Source organism: Stenotrophomonas lacuserhaii, from assembly GCF_014836545.1.
GTDB lineage: Bacteria > Pseudomonadota > Gammaproteobacteria > Xanthomonadales > Xanthomonadaceae > Stenotrophomonas > Stenotrophomonas lacuserhaii.
This window is the reverse complement of the sequence record NZ_JACSQS010000011.1, coordinates 57,233-76,924: the sequence shown is the minus strand read 5'-3', so window position 1 is coordinate 76,924 and position 19,692 is coordinate 57,233. Positions and strand designations below refer to the sequence as shown.

Sequence of the window (19,692 nt, the reverse complement as noted above, 5' to 3'; positions counted from 1 at the left end):
GCGCCCCCTGCAGGCCTCTGGTCACTGCAGGCTTGCGCCGGCCCAGGCCACCACCGGCGTGCGGGCGCCTTCTCCTGCGGTGGCCGCTTCGGCCACCAGTTCCAGCACCTGCACGCCCTGCACTGCTACCTCGATCCGCGCCGGCGCCTGCCCGCGCCGCACCGGCGCGCTGGTGAACAACGGCTTGCCATCCCCGTAGACCTTGAACACCACGCTGCCGGACGCAGCGGCCGCACTGTCGTCCACGCCCGCCAGCGCGGTGAAGCGCTTGAAATCGCGCGATGCCAGCACTTCAAGCCGCGAGTTGGCGTGGATGCCGATACCCCGCGGGTATGCCGTGCCGGCGATGCGCAACGGCCCGCCCTGCGGTGTGCGGTCCACCCGCGGGGTGCCCGATACCTCGGCCGGCCGGGCGCTGTAACCGGGCAGGCCGTCCACCGCCACATGGATGCGGCCGGTGATCTCGCCCAGTGACGTGCCGCCGCTCGTATCCGGCGTCCCGCTGACCTTCAACAGCACCGCGCCGTGGGCTGGCAGGGTGAATGCCAGCCCGCCTCCGGTGGCTGTGACGTCGCGTTGTTCCCACAGATCGCGCGCCCGGATCGGGGCGGCGTCGCTGAGCAGCATCTGCGCGGCGCTCACCCGTGCCTCCACCGTTGCTTCGCCCCGGTTGAACAACAGCACGCCGCGTTCGCCACGGGTGGACAACGGCTTGACCAGCACCTGCAGCGGCCCCTCGCTGGCGACGATCCGGCCCTGGTTGCCGGCCGGATCCTGGTTCAGTGCGATCACTTCCGGATTGGACAGCAGCGCCACCTGCGCCGGGGTGGCATGGTTCAGGTCGAAGCCCACCAGCAGCGGCGCCGCCAGGATGGCCCACATCGAAAAATGCGTGCGCGCTTCGGTCATGTGGTCGGCACCGAATTCGCCCAGTCCCACCGCCAGCATGTCCGGATCATTCCAGCGCCCCGGACCGGCGTACAGTTCCCGGCGCGATGCGGTATCGAAGTTGTGCAGCATGCTTTCCCAGGTCATTTCGATGTCCGGGCTGGTGCGCCACAGGTTGCCGTGGCGGCCGCCCCAGTTGCCCACGCCGGCTTCTCCCCATGGGCAGATCGACAGCACGAAGTCGTTGTCCGGGTTGACCTGTGCCAGCAGCCTGCCGACCCGTGCATACGCGCCTTCGACCTTGTCCGCGTCGGTGGCCTGGGCATCGGCACGCACGATCAACGGACGCCCTTCGCGGTAAGTCGCGCTTGCCAACGCCTTGCTGCCCTGGCCGAAATCGGCCAGCCCACAGGCGTCGACCTTGATGTAGTCGAACCCCCATTCCCCGAACATCGTGGCCAGGTCGCTGGCCTCGAAGCCTTCCAGGCCGATCTCGCGCTGCGCCGTCGTGCCCACCGGCAGATTCGGGCTGTGCGCATCATGCGCCTGCGAGCAGGCGTTGCGCCCCACATCGGTGTACAGCCCGGCCTTGAAGCCCATCGCATGCAGGTGGTCGGTCCATGGCCGCAGGCTGGGCACGCCGCTGCGGCTGGCCGCCATCGGGAACATGCTGGTGCGGATCTGGATGCCGCCGTCGGCGCGACGCTGCAGCCACCAGCCATCGTCGATGTTGATATAGCGGTACCCGGCCTGCTGCATGCCATTGCGCTTGATGGTTTCGGCCACCGACAGGATCTTGTCCTGGGTGACTTCGGTACGGAATGCATTCCACGGGTTCCAGCCCATCGGCGGCGTCGCAGCGGCACCATGCCCATAGACGCTGAAGCGTCCGCTGGGTTGCAGGTCTTCGCGGGGCTCGGCGGCGATGCCGGACAACGGAGCCAACGCCAGGGCGACGGCAAGCAGGGTCTTGCGGGTCATGCTCTCTCTCCTCACCAGAACAGGGTGTACAGGGCAACCAGGATCGCGACGACCGCCATGGCCCCCACGTTGAAGGACGTGCGTGTTGCGTACAGCACGTCGTCGGTGCGCACCACGTCCTTGGCCGGCGCTGCTGGCGTGGCCAGCGATACGCCCACCGCAAGCAGCAGCGCCAGCAGGAACACCAGGCCGACACGATCGATGAACGGCAAGGAAGGCCACGCCAGCTTCAGCACCACCGACAGCACGAACGAGCCCACCGCCGCCGCCAGCGCACCAGCTTCGTTGGCCCGCTTCCAGAACAGGCCCAGCAGGAAGATCACCACGATGCCCGGGGTGAAGAAGCCGGTGTACTCCTGGATGTACTGGAAGGCCTGGTCGAAGCTGCCCAGCAACGGCTTGGCGGCCAGGATGCCCAGCACCACCGTGACCACGGCGGCGATGCGGCCCACGCGTACCAGCGTGGCCTGGTCATGCGGGCCCTTGCGCTGGGCGTAGAAATCCAGCGTGAAGATGGTCGCAACCGAATTGATCTTGGACGCCAGCGAGGCCACGATCGCCGCTACCAGTGCGGCGAACACCAGTCCGAGGATGCCGGTAGGCAGCAACCGCATCATGGTCGGGTAGGCCTGGTCCGGCGCATCCAGGCCCGGTGCCAGCATCACCGCGGCGATACCCGGGACCACCACGATGACCGGCATCAGCAGCTTCAGGAAAGCAGCGAACAGCACGCCCTTCTGCGCCTCGCCGATGTCCTTGGCGGCCAGCGCGCGCTGGATGATGTACTGGTTGAAGCCCCAGTAACTGATGTTCATGATCCACAGCCCACCCACCAGCACGCTGATGCCTGGCAGGTCCTTGTAGAACGGATTGTCCTTGCTCAGGATCATCTCGAAGTGGCCCGGATGGGCTTCCCACAGGCGCTGGAAGCCAGCCACGATGCCTGCGCCCTCGCCCAGCTGGCTGAGCGTCAGCCCGGTCACCAGCAGCCCGCCCAGCACCAGCAGCGAGACCTGCACGATGTCGGTCAGCGCCACCGCCTTCAGCCCGCCGTAGAGCTGGTACAGCAGCGCGAACACGCCGATCAGCACCACCGCCAGCATCTGGTCCATGCCAGTCACCTGGCTGACCGCGATCGCGCCCAGCCACAGGATGGAGGTGACGTTGACGAACACATACAGGCCCAGCCAGAACACTGCCATCAACGTGCGGATGCGGGTGCCATAACGCTGCTCGAGGAACTGCGGCATGGTGTAGATGCCATTGCGCAGGAAGATGGGCAGGAACCACTTACCGACGATCAGCAGGGTCAAGGCGGCCATCCACTCGTAGGAGGCAATGGCCAGGCCGATGGCATAGCCCGAACCGGACATGCCGATGATCTGCTCGGCGGAGATGTTGGCGGCGATCAGCGAAGCCCCCACCGCCCACCACGGCAGCGACTTGCTGGCCAGGAAATAGTCCTTGGCATCCTTGGTGTGGCCGGCCTTTTCCCGCGAAACCCACTGCGCCAGCACGAATACAGCAGCCAGGTAGACCAGTACGATGGAGGTATCGAGCAGCGAAAGTTGCATGTCCTGCTTCCTTGAGGCGAGTGCCGGGATCTGTCACCGGCGTTCGGAGTGGAAAGAAGTAACCGTTGCGCCTGGCTTCCGCTTACATCGGCAGCTCACGTGCACGCGCGAGCAGGTACAGACCCTGCGCCACGCTGTCTTCGGCATGCCGCGTTGCCGGTCGCCCCAGCAGTGCCAGCGCGGAGACATAGGCATCGGCCAGGCCATCGGCGGCCATCACGTGCAGCGGGCCACCCTCTGCATCGATGTCCTGCAGTTCACTGCCGATCAACAGGCCGGACAGATAGCTGGCCAACTGCGCAGGCTGCAACTGGTCGAACAACGCGCGGGTGCGCACGCTGAACAGTTGATGCAACAGGCTGCCTTGGCGCCCGGCCAGTGCGACGCCCTCGGCGAAGGCGGCGGCATCATCCGGCGCCTCCACCATCATCCGACCCAGCAGGCTGTGCTGGCGCAGCACCGCGAACAGCTCACCGGTCATGAACGTGCTGAACCGCTCGATGCGCCCGTCCACCACGTGTGCGTGCTTGCTGTGCGTACCTGGCAGCACGACACGGTGCGTGCCCGGGCCCAGCAACGGCAGCAGTGCGCACAGCTGGGTCTCTTCGCCGCGCATGACGTCCGGTATGCCGTGCACATCCACGCAGCGCAGGCCCGGCACCAGCCACAGTTCGCGTTCGATGGCAGCGTCGTTCAACTGCTGCATTCCCGCCGCGATCTCATGCAGCCCTGCCGGGGCCTGCACATAAGGCACCTCCCTCCAGCCCTGGCGGCTGCCCACCATCCCCGCCATCACCACCAGCGCATCGTCCCAGTGGTGGATCAGTGCCTCCAGCACCTCGGCAAACCGTCCATTGGCGTTCAGCAGCCCCTGGTCGGAGCGCCGGCTGTCCACTATCTGTCCTTTACGGTCCAAGCGGAATGCGCGCAGGCTGGAGCTGCCCCAGTCGATGGCGATCATGCGTCTGCGAACCGGGGTTCGGGCAGGCCGCGCACGCCTTCCAGCACGGCCCGGAACACACCTCCGCTGGCGGGCAGCGCGTGCAGTGCGGCAGCGTCCAGTCCATCCCGCGCGGAGGTGACATACAACGTGCCCAGGTCATCGCCGGCAAATGCCACGCAGGTCGGTTGCGATGCAGGCACCGGCACGCGCAGTTCGACCTCACCGGCGGCGGAGTAACGCACCACCTGCCCCGCCCCCCATTGCGCACCCCACACGCGGCCTTCGGCATCGACCGCTGCTCCATCCGGCTCGGCGTCCCCTGCAATCAGCGCGAACACCCGCGCGTCACTGATCGTGGCGGTGGCTGCATCGTAGCGGGCATGCATGATGCTTCGCTGCAGCGAATCGCAGTAGTACATGCCCTGCCCGTCGGGATCGAAGCCGATACCGTTGGCGATGGCCACCGGCGCGATGTCCAGCGCACGCAGGCCCTGCCCGAGCGAGTACTGATGGAAGCGCGCCGTCCGCGCATGCGCGGGATCTTCGTTGATGCAGCCGAAAACAAAGTTGCCGCTCCGGTCCAGGCGGCCATCGTTGATGCGCATGGCCGTCCCCTCCATCGGCACGTCGACCAGGTGCTCACAGGTCAGACTGGTGCCGGCAGCGTGGCGGGTGGGATCAACCAGGTACAGTGCGTCTTCCATCCCCAGCAGCAACCGGCCTGACTCACACAGCGCCAGCGACCCTACCCGCCCCGGCGTGCTCCACCACTGGGTGCTGCCCGCCCCCGGGCTGCCGCGCCAGATACGCCGGCCCTTGATGTCGGTCCACCACAGCACCCGTTCGCGCGCGCACCAGACATTGCTTTCGCCCAGCGTGCAGCGGCTGTCGAAGGCCAGCGCGGCGCTCGGCAGGGTGCGGCCCTCGCCCATGCTTACCATTCGGCCACGCTCCCGTCTTCGTGCCGCCACAATGGATTGCGCCACTCACCGGCGCTACGCGCGCGTTCGACCACCACCTCTTCGTCGATCTCAACGCCCAGGCCCGGCTGGGTGAAAGGCAGGATCGAACCGCCGTGCATGGTGAAGGCGTCCTTGTTCTTGACGTAGTCCAGCAGCTCGCCGTCGGCGTTGTAATGGATGCCGATGCTCTGTTCCTGCAGTACGGCGTTCCAGCTGGCGAAGTCCACGTGCAGGCAGGCCGCCAGTGCTACCGGCCCAAGCGGGCAATGCGGGGCCAGGGCCACGTCATGGGCTTCGGCCATCGCGGCGATCTTCATGCATTCGGTGATGCCACCGGCATGCGACAGGTCAGGCTGCACGATCGACAGCCCGCCCGCGGCGAACACGCTCTTGAACTCGGTGCGCGAGAACATCCGCTCACCGGCCGCCAGCGGAATGGCGGTGTGTCCGGCAAGGCGCGGGTAGTATTCGGCCTGTTCGGCCAGCACCGGTTCTTCGATGAACAACGGGCGGTACGGCTCCAGTTCGCGGATCAGCGTCTTGGCCATCGGCCAGCCCACGCGGCCGTGGAAATCCAGCCCGAATTCGATGCTCTGGCCGAACGCCTCGCGGATTCCGGCCACCTTGGCTACGGCCGCATCGATGGTGCGGCTGGGCGCCAGCAGCGGCATTTCCTCGCAGGCGTTGAGCTTGAAGGTGTCATAGCCCAGCGCCACCCGTGCCCGGATCTGTTCGATGATGTCCGCTGGCCGGTCCCCGCCCACCCAGCAGTAGGTCTTCATGCGGTCACGCACCAGTCCGCCCAGCAGCTGGTACACCGGCACGCCGAGCGTCTTGCCCTTGATGTCCCACAGTGCCTGGTCGATGCCGGCCAGTGCGCTCATGAACACCGCACCGCCGCGGTAGAAACCACCGCGGTACATGACCTGCCAATGGTCGTTGATGCGCGCAGGATCCTTGCCGATCAACTGCTCGCCCAGCTCATGCACGGCGGCTTCGACCGTGCGCGCACGGCCTTCGATGACCGGCTCGCCCCATCCGGCCACGCCTTCGTCGGTCTCGATCTTCAGGAACATCCAGCGTGGCGCCACGCGATAGGTGTTCAGGCGGGTGATCTTCATGCGTTCGCACTCCGCAGGGCGGCAACGAAGGCATCCGCATGGCGCGCCGTGGTGGCTGGATCCTGGCCCGGGCGATACAGCTCACCGCCCAGCCCGGCACCGGCGCAGCCGGCCTGCAGGAACGCGGCCAGGTTCTCCGTCCCGATGCCCCCTACCGCATACAGCGGCACGTCTGCAGGCAGTACGGCTTTCAGCGCACGCACATAGGCAGGACCAAACTGTGCCGCAGGGAAAAGCTTCAAACGCTGCGCACCGGCGGCCAACGCAGCGAAGGCCTCGCTGGCGGTGGCAAACCCGGCGGCGATGTCCAGTCCGCGCGAACGCGCATGCGCGATCACCTGCGGGTCGGTGTTCGGCGTCACCATCAGCCGCGCGCCGCTGTCCGCCAGGCGGTCCACATCGGCGATGTCCAGCACCGTGCCGGCGCCCACCTCGGCGTGGCCGTCGGCTTCCTGCAGGGCCAGCTGCACGCTGCCCAGCCAGTCCGGGGAGTTGGTGGGTATTTCGATCTGGGTGATGCCGGCATCGATCAACACGCGCACGTGCGCGCGCACCTCGGCCGGGGTGATGCCACGCAGGATGGCGATCAGCGGAAGCGGGGAATGGGTCATGGCGGGCTCAGTAATAGAGTTGGCTGCGGCCGCCATCGATCAGGATGTCGGCGGCGTTGATGAAACGGGCTTCGTCACTGGCCAGGAACAACGCGGTCTGCGCGACTTCCGACGCTTCGCCGATGCGTTTGGGTGGCAGCAGGGCTGCCTGGTCCAGGCGTGCCTGGGCAGGATCGGGCTGTGATTCGAACCAGCGTTCGATGCGGTCCACCAGGATCAGGCCGGGCGAGATGGAGTTGAACCGGATGCCCTTGTCGGCGTACTCCAACCCGAGCGCCTTGGTCAGGCCGATCAAGGCGTGCTTGGCCACGTTGTACGGGAAGGCACCCTGGATGATGCGATGGCCGTGCACCGAGGCGATGTTGACCACCGATCCGCTGCCCTGCGCCAGCATGCAGGGCAGCACGGCGCGGGCGAAGTTCCAGTGGCCGCCGAGGTTGACGTCCAGGTTGCGTTGCCAGGTCAGCGAAGACAGCTCAAGCGGTGCGGAAAACACATCCATGCCCGCATTGCTGACCAGCACGTCAACCTGGCCGTGGGCTGCCACCACGCGTTCAACGAAGGCTGCCACCGCATCGGCATCACTGACATCGCCCTGCTGGAAGAGTGCGCACACTGCATCCCCGGCACAGGGCGCGGCCTGGTCGTAGCCGGCCACGATGGCACCGTGCGCCTGGAACAGTCCGGCGATGGCACGGCCGATGCCGTTGGCCGCACCGGTGACGATGGCCACTTTGCCGGCCAGCCGCTGTGCGGGGTCAGTCACTGCACTCATTGGGTGTCCTTGCTGAAGCGATAACGGATGCGATTGCGGTACACCGCGCCGGGCTGCAGCGTGATGTCAGGAAAGTCGGGCTGGTTCATCGCATCGGGATAGGCCTGCGGTTCGATGCAAAGGGCAGCGCGTGCGTGGTACGGCCTGCCCGATGCGCCCTGCAGGCTGCCATCGAGGAAGTTTCCCGAATACACCTGCACGCCGGGCTGATCGCTCAGCACGTCCAGCACGCGGCCGGAATGCGGATCATGCAGGCGCGCCGCCGGGCGCACGCCGGCGTCTGCCGGGGCATCGAGAATCCAGTAATGATCCAGGCCCCCGGCGACCTGCAACTGAGCATCGCCAGCGGCTGACAGCGCGTCGCCGATCGCGCGCGCGCGGCGGAAGTCGAAGGCGCTGGCGGCCACCTCCGGCCGTTGTCCGGTGGGCGTGAGCGCTGCGCCCAGCGCCACCATGCGCGATGCAGGCAGTGTCAGAAGATGCGCGTCCACCACGCCCGCCCCTTCGCCGGCCAGGTTCCAGAACGGATGATGGGTCAGGTTGACCACCGTGGGGCGGTCGCAGGTGGCGGCATAGTCCACGTGCAGGGTGTCGGTATCATCCAGCCGATAGTCCACGGTGACCGTCAGCGCGCCCGGGAAACCCTGATCGCCATGCGGACTGACCAGTTGCAGCCGCGCGCGGTCACGGCGCACGCCCAGCCATTGCCAGTCACGGGCATCGAAGCCGTCCGGTCCGCCATGGTGGGCGGTGAGGCCATCGACCGAATCGAGCGGATGATGCTGGCCGTCGAGCACGAAGCCGGCCGTGCTGATGCGTCCAGCGACCCGGCCGATGCTGGCACCAAAGAATGACCGACCCGACGTCCGCTGGCTCTGCTCGGCATGGCCGAGCACCACGTCTGCGAACTGCCCGTCACGGTCCGGCACCCACATGCCCGCCAGGGCGGCGCCGCGCTGCGCGATCTCTGCCCGCAGCCCATGGGCGTTTTCCAGCATCACCATGCAATCCACGCTCCACGCCAGGGAACTCCAAGGGCACCACGATTCCACAGTTCGGAGGCGGTGCGACGCGGCCATCGGCCTGGATTTCAATTAAACAAATAATACTACAATTGAAAAGTTGCACTGCAGCATGGGCTGCGCGCTGCATGCCTGCCTTTCCTGCCCGCCCCAATACCCAAAAGGCCCCCGGATTTGCTATCCCGCAGGTCAGGCATTCAAGTACACGAGGGTAAGGAAAAGCGAGAATCACGCCGGGCTCGGAGGCCAATCCCACCTGTCACGGGCCGGCGCAGACCCGGCCGTCGCATCCTCCGCCGTTGCTGCAGCGCTCACCCCGCACCACGGTGTCCTCGCCGGCGGTGCCTCCTCTGAAAGCGCGATTTTTCCTGCAGGGCTACCGCTCCGGCATCCATCCAGCGAGGAGCCACCCATGATCCGCCTGCCATCCCGCAGCCTGCTGTCCCTCACCCTGCTTTCCGCCGCGATGCTCGCCGCACCTGCGGGCGGCGCCGAGCGCATTCCGCTGCATCGACTCGACCGCGTGACGACCGCGGCGTTCGCCACAGGCAACGCCGGTGCCTCTGCATCGCCGTCACTGCTCGGGCTGGATGCCGGTTCCAGCTTGCGGCTGCTGTCCAGCCATGTCGACCGCAACGGCGTGCAGCATCAACGCTTCGAGCAGTTGCACCAGGGCGTACCCGTGTTTGGTGAACATGTGGTGGTCGCCACCGCTGCCAGGGGCCAGGTGCGGAGCCTGTTCGGTAACGCAGTCGCCGCACTACAGCCCGAGGTTCCCGACGTGGCACCCCGCATCGACGGCGCGCGTGCTGCTGCCATCGCCAAGGCCAGTGCACCGCGGATGCGTGCCGGCGGCATGCGGATACAGAACCAGAACCAGCGGCTGATGATCCATCTCGATGCACACTCGGTGGCACGGCTGGCCTGGGTGGTGGATTTCCTGGCGGAGGGCGAGGGCCACGCACCCAGCCGGCCGTTCACCATCGTCGATGCGATGGACGGCAAGGTGTTGGAGCAGTGGGAAGGCCTGGCCACGGCGAAGATCGGCACCGGTCCAGGCGGTAACGAGAAGACCGGCCAGATCGCCTATGGCGCAAGCTTGCCCTACCTCGACGTGACCGCAGACGGCACGACGTGTGCCCTGGAAAACGACAACGTGAAAACCATCAACCTGAACCACGGCGGATCAGGCTCGGTGAGCGCAGCACACCGCTTCAGCTGCCCGCAGAATACGGTCAAAGCCATCAATGGTGCGTACTCGCCCTTGAACGACGCGCACGCCTCCGGCGGCGCCGTGTTCGGCATGTACCGCGACTGGCTGGGCACCGCGCCACTGCGCTTCCAACTGAAGCTTCAGGTTCATTACCTACGCAGCTACGGGAACGCGAGTTGGAACGGTCGCGTCATGTCCTTCGGTGATGGGCATGACACGTATTATCCCTTGGTCTCTCTGGATGTGGTCGCCCATGAGGTGTCCCATGGCTTCACCGAACAGAACTCGGGGCTGATCTACAACACCCTGCATTCCGGCGGTATGAACGAAGCATTCTCGGATATGGCCGGCGAGGCCGCCGAGTACTACCTGAAGGGCAACAACGATTTCCTGGCGGGCGCGGATATCCTCAAAGGGCCAGGCGCGCTTCGCTACTTTGAAGACCCCACCGTTGATGGCAGGTCGATCGGGCATGCGAGCGATTTCCGTCCGGGCATGAACAATCATTTTTCGTCCGGCGTCTACAACAGGGCCTTCTATCTGCTTTCGAACCGCGAGGGCTGGGATCCCCGAAAGGCGTTCATTGCGATGGCGACGGCCAACCAGAACTACTGGACTCCAAGCAGCACGTTCGAAAGCGGCGCCTGCGGCGTCATTGCCGCCGCACAGGACCTGGATTACCCGGTAGAAGACGTGGTGATCGCTTTCGATGAAGTTGGCGTGCGCTGCGATGCCTGAGCGCGCTGTGGCGTGATGCCGGCAACCGGATCCGGCAGGCATCGCGCCTGCCGGGCCATCCCCACGCCCGTCGTCACTTTCTTGGCGCACCCGTCGAGCCGCGCACCATCAGGCTGAAATCCAGCGTCTGCTGAAGCGGTACATCCCGACCTTCGATGATGGCCAGCAACAGGTTGACCGCGCAGGCGCCGATTTCCCGCATCGGTTGCCTGACGGTCGTCAACGCCGGCGTCAGGTAGCGGGATGAGGCCAGGTCGTCGAAGCCCACGATGGACAGGTCATCCGGCACACGGACGCCCAGGTCCCGGCAGGCCGCCAACGCACCCAGCGCCATCTGGTCGCTGACGCAGAAGATCGCCGTGGGTGCGGGCGTGCGGGCCAACAACGACAGCGCCGCCGCATGGCCGGATTCCACGGAAAAGTCGCCCGGCTCGACGATAAGTTGGCGCAGACGGCCGCGCGCCTTGCCGGCCGCACGCACGCCTTCCAGCCGTTGCTGGTGCAGCGGATTACCGGGCGGCCCGCCGATGACCGCGATCCGCTCGTGGCCCAGTGCGTACAGGTGGTCCATCACCGCCCGCGCGGCGGCCGCGTTGTCGATGTGGACGCTGGGGATGCCCAACGCGGGATCGAACTCACAGCCATTTACCACCGGCGCGGCGGCGCCCCGTTGCTGCACGATCGCGCGCGCCGTCGGCGGCAGGCGGTGCCCCAGCACGATCAGGCCGTCGGCCTCGTTGCGTCGGAGCATCTGCGCATAGCGCTCCTCGCGGTCGGTCTGATGCTGCGTGTCGCCCAGCAGCACGGCGTAGCCGACCGCCTGCGCCGCATCCTCCGCGCCCTGCAGGATCTGCGCGAAGAACGGATTGGCAATATCCGGAACCGTGACCAGGATCTTGCCGCTGCGCTGGGTTTTCAACGTCCGGGCCACCGTGTTGGGCACATAGCCCAGCGCGGCGGCGGCCTGTTCGATGCGGCTGCGCGTGGCCGGCAGCACCTTGTCCGGCCGGGAAAGCGCGCGCGACACCGTTCCTGCGGAGACGCCGACGTGTTTTGCGATGTCGTAGATAGTGGCCATGGTTTTTTGGTCTTCGGTGCCGCTGTGCACTGCACAACAGCTCTTGCAGGAGGCCCTGCTAGGATAATGCAATCGATTGCATCGAGGGCGAATCACCTTGAAGACGGTCAAAGGTCCCGCGCTGTTCCTGGCGCAGTTCATCGGTGACACCCCCCCGTTCGATCAGCTGGACACGCTGGCCGGATGGGCCGCAGGACTGGGCTATTCCGGCCTGCAGGTACCGACCAGCGATCCCCGTCTGTTTGATCTGGCCGAGGCGGCGCGCAGTCAGGCGTACTGCGATGACATCGCCGGCACGCTGGCCGCGCAGGGCGTGCAGATCACCGAGCTGTCCACCCACCTGCAAGGGCAACTGGTCGCCGTCCATCCCGCCTACGACAGCCTGTTCGACGGCTTCGCGCCACCGGACAAGCGCGGTGATCCGCGCGCGCGCCAGGCTTGGGCGGTGGAGCAGCTGCTGCTGGCGGCCAAGGCCAGCCAGCGGCTGGGACTGACGGCGCATGCCACGTTCTCCGGCGCGCTGGCCTGGCCCTACTTCTATCCATGGCCACAGCGTCCGCCTGGGCTGGTGGAAGAAGCCTTCGCCGAACTCGGCCGTCGCTGGCGCCCCATCCTGGATGCCTTCGATGCCTGCGGGGTGGACCTGTGCTTCGAAATCCACCCGGGCGAGGACCTGCACGATGGTGCGACCTTCGAGCGCTTTCTCGACGAGGTGGACCACCATCCGCGCGCGAAGATCCTGTACGACCCCAGCCACCTGCTGCTGCAGCAGATCGACTACCTCGGCTTCATCGACCGTTATCACGCACGCATCGGCATCTTCCACGTCAAGGACGCGGAGTTTCGTCCCAGCGCGCGCAGTGGCGTGTATGGCGGCTACCAGGACTGGATCGATCGTCCTGGGCGGTTCCGCTCGCTCGGCGACGGACAGATCGACTTCAAGGCGATCTTCTCGAAGTTCGCCCAGTACGATTTTCCGGGCTGGGCGGTGCTGGAGTGGGAGTGCTGCCTGAAGCACCCGGAAGATGGTGCGCGGGAGGGTGCCGCTTTCATCGGCGACCACATCATCCGCGTGACCGAACGTGCCTTCGACGACTTCGCCGACAGCGGCGCGGATACGCAGTCACTGCATCGCATGCTGGGGATCTGAGCCACCACCGCCCTGGGAGGGGTAGCCATGACGTACGCCATGTCGCGCTTGGGCGCGATGATGTTCCTGCAGTTCTTCATCTGGGGCGCATGGTTCGTGACCCTCGGCACTTACCTGGTGCAGGGCCCGCTGCAGGCCAGCGCCAGCCAGGTGGCGACGGCCTTCCTCAGCCAGTCCATCGGCGCCATCGTGGCGCCCTTCCTGGTCGGCCTGGTTGCCGACCGCTACTTTGCCGCCCAGCGCATCCTCGCGGTGCTGCACCTGGCCGGCGCGGTGCTGATGTGGATGGCCTCCACGGCAACGGACTTCGGTACGTTCTCCGCCTGCGTCATGGGCTACATGCTGTTGTTCATGCCCACCCTGGCGCTGGCCAACAGCGTGGCGATGCGGCACATGCAGTCGCCCGAAAAGCAGTTCCCGCTCGTGCGTGTCGCCGGCAGCGTCGGCTGGATCGTGGCGGGCGTGCTGATCGGCTGGCTGGGCTGGGAGCAGGCGCATCGTCTCGAACTGACCTTCCAGATGGCGGCCATCGCCTCGCTGGTGCTGGGCCTGTATGCCTTCACCCTGCCGCACACGCCGCCGCTGGCCCGGCAACGCGACGCCGGGCTGGGGCAGATCCTGGGGCTGGATTCGCTGCGGCTGCTGAAGTCGCGCTCCTACCTGGTGTTCTTCCTGGCTTCCATCGCCATCTGCATCCCGCTGGCGTTTTACTACAACTTCACCAACCCCTACCTCAACGATCTGGGCGTGCGCGGCGCGGCGGGCCTGCAATCGCTGGGCCAGGTATCCGAAGTGCTGCTGATGCTGGCGATGCCGTTCCTGTTCGTGCGGCTGGGCGTCAAGGCGATGCTGGCCGTGGGCATGGCCGCGTGGGTGCTGCGCTACGTCATGTTCGCCTTCGGCGATGCAGGCGGCGGCTTCACCCTGCTGGTGATCGGCATCGTGCTGCATGGCATCTGCTACGACTTCTTCTTCGTCACCGGGCAGATCTACACCGATGCCCATGCCGGCCCCGCCGCGCGCAGCAGCGCGCAGGGGTTCATCACCCTGGCCACCTATGGCGTGGGCATGCTGATCGGCACGTTCTTGTCCGGCGCGGTGGTGGAGCACTACACCAGCGCGGCCGGTCCGGACTGGCAGAAGATCTGGCTGTTCCCCGCAGGTGTCGCGCTGGTCGTGCTGGTCGCCTTCCTGCTGCTGTTCCGCGACCGGCCGGTGGTCGCGGCCGCCCCTTCCACTCCCTGAGGACCACAGATGCGCACGCTTGGAATCGCCATTGTCGGCACCGGCATGATCGGCGCGGTGCACCGTCGCGCGGCCCTGCTCGCCGGTGCCACGGTACGCGGCGTGGCCGCCTCATCGCCGAAGCGCGCACACGAGGTGGCGCAGTCGTGGAATGTCCCGCGCGCCTACCGCGATATCGACGAAGTCCTCGCTGATCCGCAGGTCCAGGTGGTGCACGTCTGCACGCCCAACCACCTGCACCGCGGCATGGCGCAGGCGGCACTGGAAGCGGGCAAGCACGTGATCTGCGAGAAGCCGCTGGCGACCACGCTGGAAGACGCGCAGGCGTTGGCCGCAGTGGCCGCTTCGAGCGGGCTGGTCGCCACGGTGCCCTTCGTCTACCGCTACCACCCGGTGGTGCGCGAGGCCCGCGCGCGCATCGCCCAGGGCGAACTGGGCCCGCTGCACCTGATCCACGGCAGCTACCTGCAGGACTGGCTGCTGGATCCGGCCAGCAACAACTGGCGCGTGGACCCGGCACTGGGCGGCGCCTCACGCGTCTTCGCCGACATCGGCTCGCACTGGTGCGACCTGGTGGAATGGGTCGGCGGCGAGCGGTTCGTCGACGTCAGCGCGGCGTTCGCCACGGTGATAGGCGAGCGCGGCACCCTGACCGGGCAGAGCTTCAGCACACCGGCGGCGGGCGGCGCGATGCAGCCGGTCGCGAGCGAAGACGTGGCCGCGGCGATGTTCAGGACCAGCGCCGGCGCCCTCGCCTCGCTGACGGTCAGCCAGGTCTCGGCGGGCCGCCACAATCGTCTCTGGTTCGAGATCGATGGCGCCAAGGCGAGCGTGGCATTCAACCAGGAAGATGCCGAGCGGCTGTGGATCGGCCTGCCCGACCAGCGCGAAGAAGTCTTCGTGCGTGGGCCGGGTGCCGGCAGTGCCGAACAACGCCGGCTGTCGGCCTTGCCGGCCGGCCACGCGCAGGGCTATGGCACCTGTTTCGAAGCCTTTGTCGCCGACACCTATCGGGCCATCGAAGGCGAGCAACCGCAGGGCCTACCCACCTTCGAAGACGGCCTGCGCTCGGCGTTGATCGTCGACCGCGTCATCGCATCGGCCAGGACGCGCGCCTGGACCCCCATCGGTTGAATCCCCGGAGGATCTGTTGATGAACATCGCTGCACGCACCGCCCCTCTTGTCCTGCTGTTGTGCGCTGTCCTGCCCGCCTTCGCCGGTGAAGCCGCCGCCCCGCAGAAGCCCATCGCGGTGCAGATGTACACGCTGCGCGACGCCGGCACGCTGGACCAGCAGTTGCAGATCGTCCACGACGCCGGGGTACACGCGGTGGAGACCGTCGGCACGCAGAACGTAAGCGCGGCCGAACTCAAGCAGCTGCTGCACCGGTATGCCATCAAGGTGGTGTCCTCGCACGTGCAGCTGGCAGAGCTGCGCAACGACCTGGACAGCGTGATCGCCTTCAACCGCTCCATCGGCAACACGACGCTGGTGGTCCCCTACCTGGACGAGAAGGAACGCCCGACCGACGCCGTCGGCTGGACCGTGCTCGGCCAGGAACTGGGCCGCATCGCCAAGCGGGCGCGGTCCAAGGGCATGCGCATGGCCTACCACAACCACGATTTCGAACTGGTCGAGTTCGACGGCACGACCGGCCTGGAGCTGCTGTTTGCCGCGGCCGGGCCCGATCTGCAGAGCGAGCTGGACCTGGCCTGGGTAGCGCGTGCCGGCCATGACCCGGCACTCATGCTCGGGAAATTCCGCGGCCGTGTGTTCGCGGTGCACGCCAAGGACAATGCGCCCAAGGGGCAGGCCGACGACGAAGGCGGTTTCGCGGCGGTCGGCCAGGGCGTGCTGGACTGGAACACGATCCTGCCCGCTGCGGCGGCCGCCGGCGTGCAGTGGTACATCGTCGAGCACGACCATCCGCGCGATCCGGCCGCCATCATCCAGACCGGCGCGGACTATCTGCGCAACCACCTGACCGCCACCCTGCCAGCCAGCGCAGCGCGCTAGCACGCCAAGGAAACCCACTTGAAAAAGATCCTGACAACCGCCGTGGTTCTATCGGCGGCGACCTTTGCGAACGCGGCCTGGGCCAAGGACGACCCTGCCGCCGGCGCGCAGCTTTACGCTATCCACTGCACGGCCTGCCATGGCGCCGATCGTGCGGGCATGCCGGGCGCGTTTCCCGCGCTCACCGACGTCGGCAAGCGCCTGCAACCGGCGCAGATCAAGGAAAAGATCAGCAAGGGCGGCGGCCTGATGCCGCCCTTCTCGCAGCTTTCCCAACAGGAGATCGACGACATCACCCGCTTCCTGGCGAAGTAGGATCGCCCCAACGGGATGGCGCGTGCGCTTACAGTTCGCGCACCCAGATGTTGCGGTAGCTGACCGCGGAATCGTGCTCCTGCAGTGAGATCGGCGCGCAGTCATGCGGCGCATACGAGGGCGCACCGATGTACTCGGTCCTGCCCGCCAGCACGGTATCGTCCTGTACCAACACGCCGTTGTGCAGCACGGTGATGCGCGCCGGCGAGGTCAGCCCGCCGCCCTGCGAGAAGCGCGGCGCCTTCCAGATGATGTCGTAGACCTGCCACTGGCCCGGTCCCCGCGAGGCGTTCACCAGCGGCATGGCCTGCTTGTAGATCGAGCCGGCCTGGCCGTTGGCGTAGGTCGGGTTGTTGTAACTGTCCAGCACCTGCAGTTCGTACAGCTCCTGCAGGAAGATGCCGCTGTTGCCGCGGTCCTGGCCCTCGAAACCAGCCGTTGCGCTGGGCGAGCGCCATTCAACGTGCAGCTGCATATCGCAGAACCGCTGCCGGGTGCGGATGCCCTTGCTGCCCGGCACCACGGTCATCGCGCCATCGTCGACACGCCACGGGACGCGCCCCCCCTGCTCGGATTCCCATGCGGAGACATCCTTGCCATCGAACAGCACGATTGCATCGGAGGGCGCGCCGCCGAGGGGGGTGGCCACGCTCGCAGGCACCGGTTTCCACACCTCGGTCCTGGTGGGATCGCGAGCGGGGTCGCCGCTGGCCTGCGCGAAAACAGGCGCGGTGGCCAGCAGGCAGGCGGCAGCCAGCAGGGGTCTGGTCATCGTGTTCTTCATCAGCTGGTCCCCCACGCAGGCGTGCCGGGAACATAGGCGACGTCGCCCTCATAACGGCCCGGTACAGCGACGTACTTCAGGACTTCGGTCGCGCCGACCTTCGAGGTGAAAAAGCCGAAGATGGTCAATTGCTTGAACATCGTGAAGTAGTGCGGCACCGCGTCGGCGGCTTCTGCGGCGCCCGTGTCGTCCACCTCGACGATGCGTTTCCCGGCCTCCGCATCCAGCGCGCGCAGCAGTTCGGTGCGGTCCTGCGCGGTGAGCGCCACGAAGCTGCCGCCGGCGCGTTTGTCGATATCGGCCAGGCCGGCGCGGAACGCCGCCTGCTGTTGGGCGGTGTAGCAGTCGCTGACGAATGTCGCCATGAACGCACCCGTGCCGGCGTCCTTCGCCCCCGGCGTGCCGGTGCGCGGCAGGATGGTCTCGGCGATCTCGTCCAGCTTGGCGACATCGGCGGCGGAGAAGGCGCTCTTCGACCCCGCGGCGGGCACCTGTCCGTTGGCCAGCGCAGGCAGGCCGACCATCGCCGCACCGGTGGCGGCAACGATCATCTTCAGCAGTTCGCGGCGGTCCATCAGAGGTTCCCCGCTTTCAGTTCACGCACCGCGTGGTCGGCAGCCCGCGCGGTCAGGGCCATATAGGTCAGCGAAGGATTCACGCAGGCGCTGGAGGTCATGCAGGCGCCGTCGGTCACATAGACATTGGGCGCATCCCAGACCTGGTTGTGCTGGTTCAGCACCGAACTCCTGCGCTCACGGCCCATGCGCGCGGTACCCATTTCGTGGATGCCCTTGCCCGGGGCGTAGTCGTTGTCGTGCATCTTCACGTCCTTCACCCCTGCCGCCTCCAGCATCTCGGCGGCGTCTGCGGCCATGTCCTTGCGCATTGCCGTTTCATTCGCGCGCAGCGACACGTCCATCGCCAGCACCGGCAGCCCCCATTTGTCTTTCTTGTCGCTGTCCAGGCGGATCGTATTGTCATGGTGCGGCAGCATTTCCCCGAACCCGGTCATGCCGATGCGCCAGTCGCCCGGCACAGTCAGTGCGTCCTTCAGATCGGCGCCGATGTTCATTTCGGCGATCTCGCGCGACCAGCCGTTGCGGCTTGCACCGCCCTGGTAACCGAAGCCGCGGGAATAGCCACGCTTGTCATCGGTGCGGACGTTGCGGAAACGCGGGACGTAGAAGCCGCAGGGGCGGCGACCGAAGTAATACTTGTCATCGTAGCCTTCGACCCGGCCGGAGGCCCCCGCGCCGAAATGATGGTCCATGACGTTGTGCCCCAGCTCGCCGGACGAAGACCCCAGCCCGCCTTCCCAGACATCGGTGGCCGAGTTCATCAGCAGCCAGGTCGAGTTGAACGAGGAGGCATTGAGGAAGATGACGTTGGCGGTGTACTGGTACGTCTGTCCGTTCTCGGCATCGATGACCTCCACGCCGCGCGCCCGCTTGCGGTCCTTGTCATACAGCACTTCCTTGACGATCGAGAACGGCCGCAAGGTCAGGTTGCCGGTCTTCATCGCCGCCGGCAGCGTCGCCGACTGCGTCGAAAAATACGCGCCGAACGGGCAGCCCAGGATGCACTTGTTGCGGTACTGGCAGTTGACGCGGCCCTGTTCGACCTTCGGCTGGGTGATGTTCGCGGTGCGCGAGTGGATCATGTGGCGGGTACCGCCGAATGCCTTCTTGATCCGCGCGGCCACGTCCTTCTCGACGATGTTCAACGGTATCGGTGGCAGGAACTCGCCATCCGGCAATACGTCCAGCCCCTCGCGCGTGCCGGCGATGCCGGCGAACTTTTCCACGTGGTCATACCAGGGCGCGATGTCGGCGTAACGGATCGGCCAGTCGGTGGCGATGCCATCCTTCAGGTTCGCCTCGAAATCCAGGTCCGACAAGCGATAACTCTGCCGCCCCCACATCAACGAGCGACCGCCGACGTGATAGCCGCGGAACCAGTCGAACCGCTTGGTCTCGATGTAAGGCGAGTCTTTCTCGTTGGCCCACATGCCCTCGAGATTCTCGGCAAGGCCGTAATCACGCATCAGCACCGGGAAGTCCGCCTTCATCGCCTGCGTGGGCCGGTTGCGATGTGGGAAATCCCATGCCTCCTTCATCGCGTTGACATAGCCCTTGACGTGCTCGATGTTGCGTCCTCGTTCGAGCATCAGCACCTTCAGGCCTTTTTCGGTCAGTTCCTTTGCCGCCCAACCGCCACTGATTCCGGAGCCGACGACGATTGCGTCGTAATGATTGTCTGCCATGGGTTCTACTTC

General features: G+C 66.5%; 18 protein-coding genes. 6 read left to right on the top strand and 12 right to left on the bottom strand.

The window, feature by feature from the left end; all coding sequences use genetic code 11:
- Positions 1 to 21 precede the first annotated feature (21 nt).
- From H9654_RS11635 to H9654_RS11600, 8 genes are all read right to left on the bottom strand, one after another.
- Positions 22 to 1,869 (bottom strand): NPCBM/NEW2 domain-containing protein, encoded by a 1,848-nt coding sequence (locus tag H9654_RS11635; protein ID WP_191770973.1) that lies wholly within the window; start codon positions 1,867 to 1,869, stop codon positions 22 to 24.
- An 11-nt stretch (positions 1,870 to 1,880) separates the two neighbouring features.
- A complete protein-coding gene (locus H9654_RS11630; RefSeq protein ID WP_191770972.1) occupies positions 1,881 to 3,443 on the bottom strand; it encodes a sodium/sugar symporter in 1,563 nt (520 codons plus the stop codon).
- An 82-nt stretch (positions 3,444 to 3,525) separates the two neighbouring features.
- Positions 3,526 to 4,404 carry a 2-dehydro-3-deoxygalactonokinase gene (locus tag H9654_RS11625; protein ID WP_191770971.1) on the bottom strand — a complete coding sequence of 293 codons (879 nt, stop codon included), beginning with the start codon at positions 4,402 to 4,404 and terminating at the stop codon, positions 3,526 to 3,528.
- Entirely contained in the window at positions 4,401 to 5,318 is a 918-nt protein-coding gene (locus H9654_RS11620; protein ID WP_191770970.1) for an SMP-30/gluconolactonase/LRE family protein, read from the bottom strand. The genes H9654_RS11625 and H9654_RS11620 overlap by 4 nt, the downstream gene beginning before the upstream one ends.
- 2 nt (positions 5,319 to 5,320) lie before the next feature.
- Positions 5,321 to 6,469 (bottom strand): galactonate dehydratase, encoded by a 1,149-nt coding sequence (gene dgoD / locus H9654_RS11615; RefSeq protein WP_191770969.1) that lies wholly within the window; start codon positions 6,467 to 6,469, stop codon positions 5,321 to 5,323.
- Positions 6,466 to 7,080, bottom strand: a complete 615-nt coding sequence (locus tag H9654_RS11610; RefSeq protein ID WP_191770968.1) for a 2-dehydro-3-deoxy-6-phosphogalactonate aldolase — start codon at positions 7,078 to 7,080, stop codon at positions 6,466 to 6,468. Before H9654_RS11610 ends, dgoD begins: the two co-directional genes overlap by 4 nt.
- A 7-nt stretch (positions 7,081 to 7,087) precedes the next feature.
- Entirely contained in the window at positions 7,088 to 7,855 is a 768-nt protein-coding gene (locus H9654_RS11605) for an SDR family oxidoreductase (protein ID WP_191770967.1), read from the bottom strand.
- The gene (locus H9654_RS11600; RefSeq protein WP_191770966.1) at positions 7,852 to 8,859 is read right to left on the bottom strand and encodes an aldose epimerase family protein; all 1,008 of its coding nucleotides are present in this window, start codon (positions 8,857 to 8,859) and stop codon (positions 7,852 to 7,854) included. Before H9654_RS11600 ends, H9654_RS11605 begins: the two co-directional genes overlap by 4 nt.
- Positions 8,860 to 9,289: 430 nt before the next feature.
- On the opposite strand from H9654_RS11600, the gene H9654_RS11595 reads away from it, so the two are divergent.
- On the top strand, positions 9,290 to 10,828 hold the full coding sequence (locus H9654_RS11595) for a M4 family metallopeptidase (protein WP_191770965.1): 1,539 nt from the start codon (positions 9,290 to 9,292) through the stop codon (positions 10,826 to 10,828).
- A gap of 73 nt (positions 10,829 to 10,901) precedes the next feature.
- Here H9654_RS11595 and H9654_RS11590 read toward each other — a convergent pair whose 3' ends face one another.
- Positions 10,902 to 11,906 (bottom strand): LacI family DNA-binding transcriptional regulator, encoded by a 1,005-nt coding sequence (locus H9654_RS11590; protein ID WP_191771005.1) that lies wholly within the window; start codon positions 11,904 to 11,906, stop codon positions 10,902 to 10,904.
- Between the two features lie 97 nt (positions 11,907 to 12,003).
- Between H9654_RS11590 and H9654_RS11585 the strand changes: the two genes are divergently transcribed.
- Genes H9654_RS11585 through H9654_RS11565 form a run of 5 tightly spaced genes read left to right on the top strand, consistent with a single transcriptional unit; the run spans position 12,004 to position 16,633 of the window.
- On the top strand, positions 12,004 to 13,056 hold the full coding sequence (locus tag H9654_RS11585) for a sugar phosphate isomerase/epimerase family protein (protein WP_191770964.1): 1,053 nt from the start codon (positions 12,004 to 12,006) through the stop codon (positions 13,054 to 13,056).
- 27 nt (positions 13,057 to 13,083) lie between these two features.
- Positions 13,084 to 14,301: a nucleoside permease gene (locus H9654_RS11580; RefSeq protein WP_191770963.1), complete on the top strand. Its 1,218-nt coding sequence runs from the start codon at positions 13,084 to 13,086 to the stop codon at positions 14,299 to 14,301.
- 9 nt (positions 14,302 to 14,310) lie between these two features.
- Complete coding sequence (locus tag H9654_RS11575; RefSeq protein WP_191770962.1) at positions 14,311 to 15,435, top strand: Gfo/Idh/MocA family protein; 1,125 nt, start codon at positions 14,311 to 14,313, stop codon at positions 15,433 to 15,435.
- Positions 15,436 to 15,454: 19 nt separating this feature from the next.
- Positions 15,455 to 16,318 (top strand): sugar phosphate isomerase/epimerase family protein, encoded by an 864-nt coding sequence (locus H9654_RS11570; protein WP_191770961.1) that lies wholly within the window; start codon positions 15,455 to 15,457, stop codon positions 16,316 to 16,318.
- 18 nt (positions 16,319 to 16,336) lie between these two features.
- A complete protein-coding gene (locus tag H9654_RS11565; RefSeq protein WP_191770960.1) occupies positions 16,337 to 16,633 on the top strand; it encodes a c-type cytochrome in 297 nt (98 codons plus the stop codon).
- Between the two features lie 28 nt (positions 16,634 to 16,661).
- On the opposite strand, the gene H9654_RS11560 is transcribed toward H9654_RS11565, so the two are convergent.
- From H9654_RS11560 to H9654_RS11550, 3 genes are read right to left on the bottom strand one after another with little or no spacing between them, the layout of a single operon-like run.
- Positions 16,662 to 17,405 carry a 3-keto-disaccharide hydrolase gene (locus H9654_RS11560; protein ID WP_191770959.1) on the bottom strand — a complete coding sequence of 248 codons (744 nt, stop codon included), beginning with the start codon at positions 17,403 to 17,405 and terminating at the stop codon, positions 16,662 to 16,664.
- A gap of 11 nt (positions 17,406 to 17,416) precedes the next feature.
- A complete protein-coding gene (locus H9654_RS11555; RefSeq protein WP_191770958.1) occupies positions 17,417 to 17,992 on the bottom strand; it encodes a gluconate 2-dehydrogenase subunit 3 family protein in 576 nt (191 codons plus the stop codon).
- Positions 17,992 to 19,680, bottom strand: a complete 1,689-nt coding sequence (locus H9654_RS11550; protein WP_191770957.1) for a GMC oxidoreductase — start codon at positions 19,678 to 19,680, stop codon at positions 17,992 to 17,994. The genes H9654_RS11555 and H9654_RS11550 overlap by 1 nt, the downstream gene beginning before the upstream one ends.
- Positions 19,681 to 19,692: the final 12 nt, after the last annotated feature.

Coding starts and splice junctions, on each gene's coding strand:
- H9654_RS11550 (WP_191770957.1), bottom strand. CDS start 19,680: ATGGCAGACAATCATTACGACGCAATCGTCGTCGGCTCCGGAATCAGT.
- H9654_RS11595 (WP_191770965.1), top strand. CDS start 9,290: ATGATCCGCCTGCCATCCCGCAGCCTGCTGTCCCTCACCCTGCTTTCC.
- H9654_RS11555 (WP_191770958.1), bottom strand. CDS start 17,992: ATGGACCGCCGCGAACTGCTGAAGATGATCGTTGCCGCCACCGGTGCG.
- H9654_RS11625 (WP_191770971.1), bottom strand. CDS start 4,404: ATGATCGCCATCGACTGGGGCAGCTCCAGCCTGCGCGCATTCCGCTTG.
- H9654_RS11580 (WP_191770963.1), top strand. CDS start 13,084: ATGACGTACGCCATGTCGCGCTTGGGCGCGATGATGTTCCTGCAGTTC.
- H9654_RS11620 (WP_191770970.1), bottom strand. CDS start 5,318: ATGGGCGAGGGCCGCACCCTGCCGAGCGCCGCGCTGGCCTTCGACAGC.
- dgoD (WP_191770969.1), bottom strand. CDS start 6,469: ATGAAGATCACCCGCCTGAACACCTATCGCGTGGCGCCACGCTGGATG.
- H9654_RS11605 (WP_191770967.1), bottom strand. CDS start 7,855: ATGAGTGCAGTGACTGACCCCGCACAGCGGCTGGCCGGCAAAGTGGCC.
- H9654_RS11590 (WP_191771005.1), bottom strand. CDS start 11,906: ATGGCCACTATCTACGACATCGCAAAACACGTCGGCGTCTCCGCAGGA.
- H9654_RS11635 (WP_191770973.1), bottom strand. CDS start 1,869: ATGACCCGCAAGACCCTGCTTGCCGTCGCCCTGGCGTTGGCTCCGTTG.
- H9654_RS11630 (WP_191770972.1), bottom strand. CDS start 3,443: ATGCAACTTTCGCTGCTCGATACCTCCATCGTACTGGTCTACCTGGCT.
- H9654_RS11575 (WP_191770962.1), top strand. CDS start 14,311: ATGCGCACGCTTGGAATCGCCATTGTCGGCACCGGCATGATCGGCGCG.
- H9654_RS11610 (WP_191770968.1), bottom strand. CDS start 7,080: ATGACCCATTCCCCGCTTCCGCTGATCGCCATCCTGCGTGGCATCACC.
- H9654_RS11560 (WP_191770959.1), bottom strand. CDS start 17,405: ATGACCAGACCCCTGCTGGCTGCCGCCTGCCTGCTGGCCACCGCGCCT.
- H9654_RS11600 (WP_191770966.1), bottom strand. CDS start 8,859: ATGGTGATGCTGGAAAACGCCCATGGGCTGCGGGCAGAGATCGCGCAG.
- H9654_RS11570 (WP_191770961.1), top strand. CDS start 15,455: ATGAACATCGCTGCACGCACCGCCCCTCTTGTCCTGCTGTTGTGCGCT.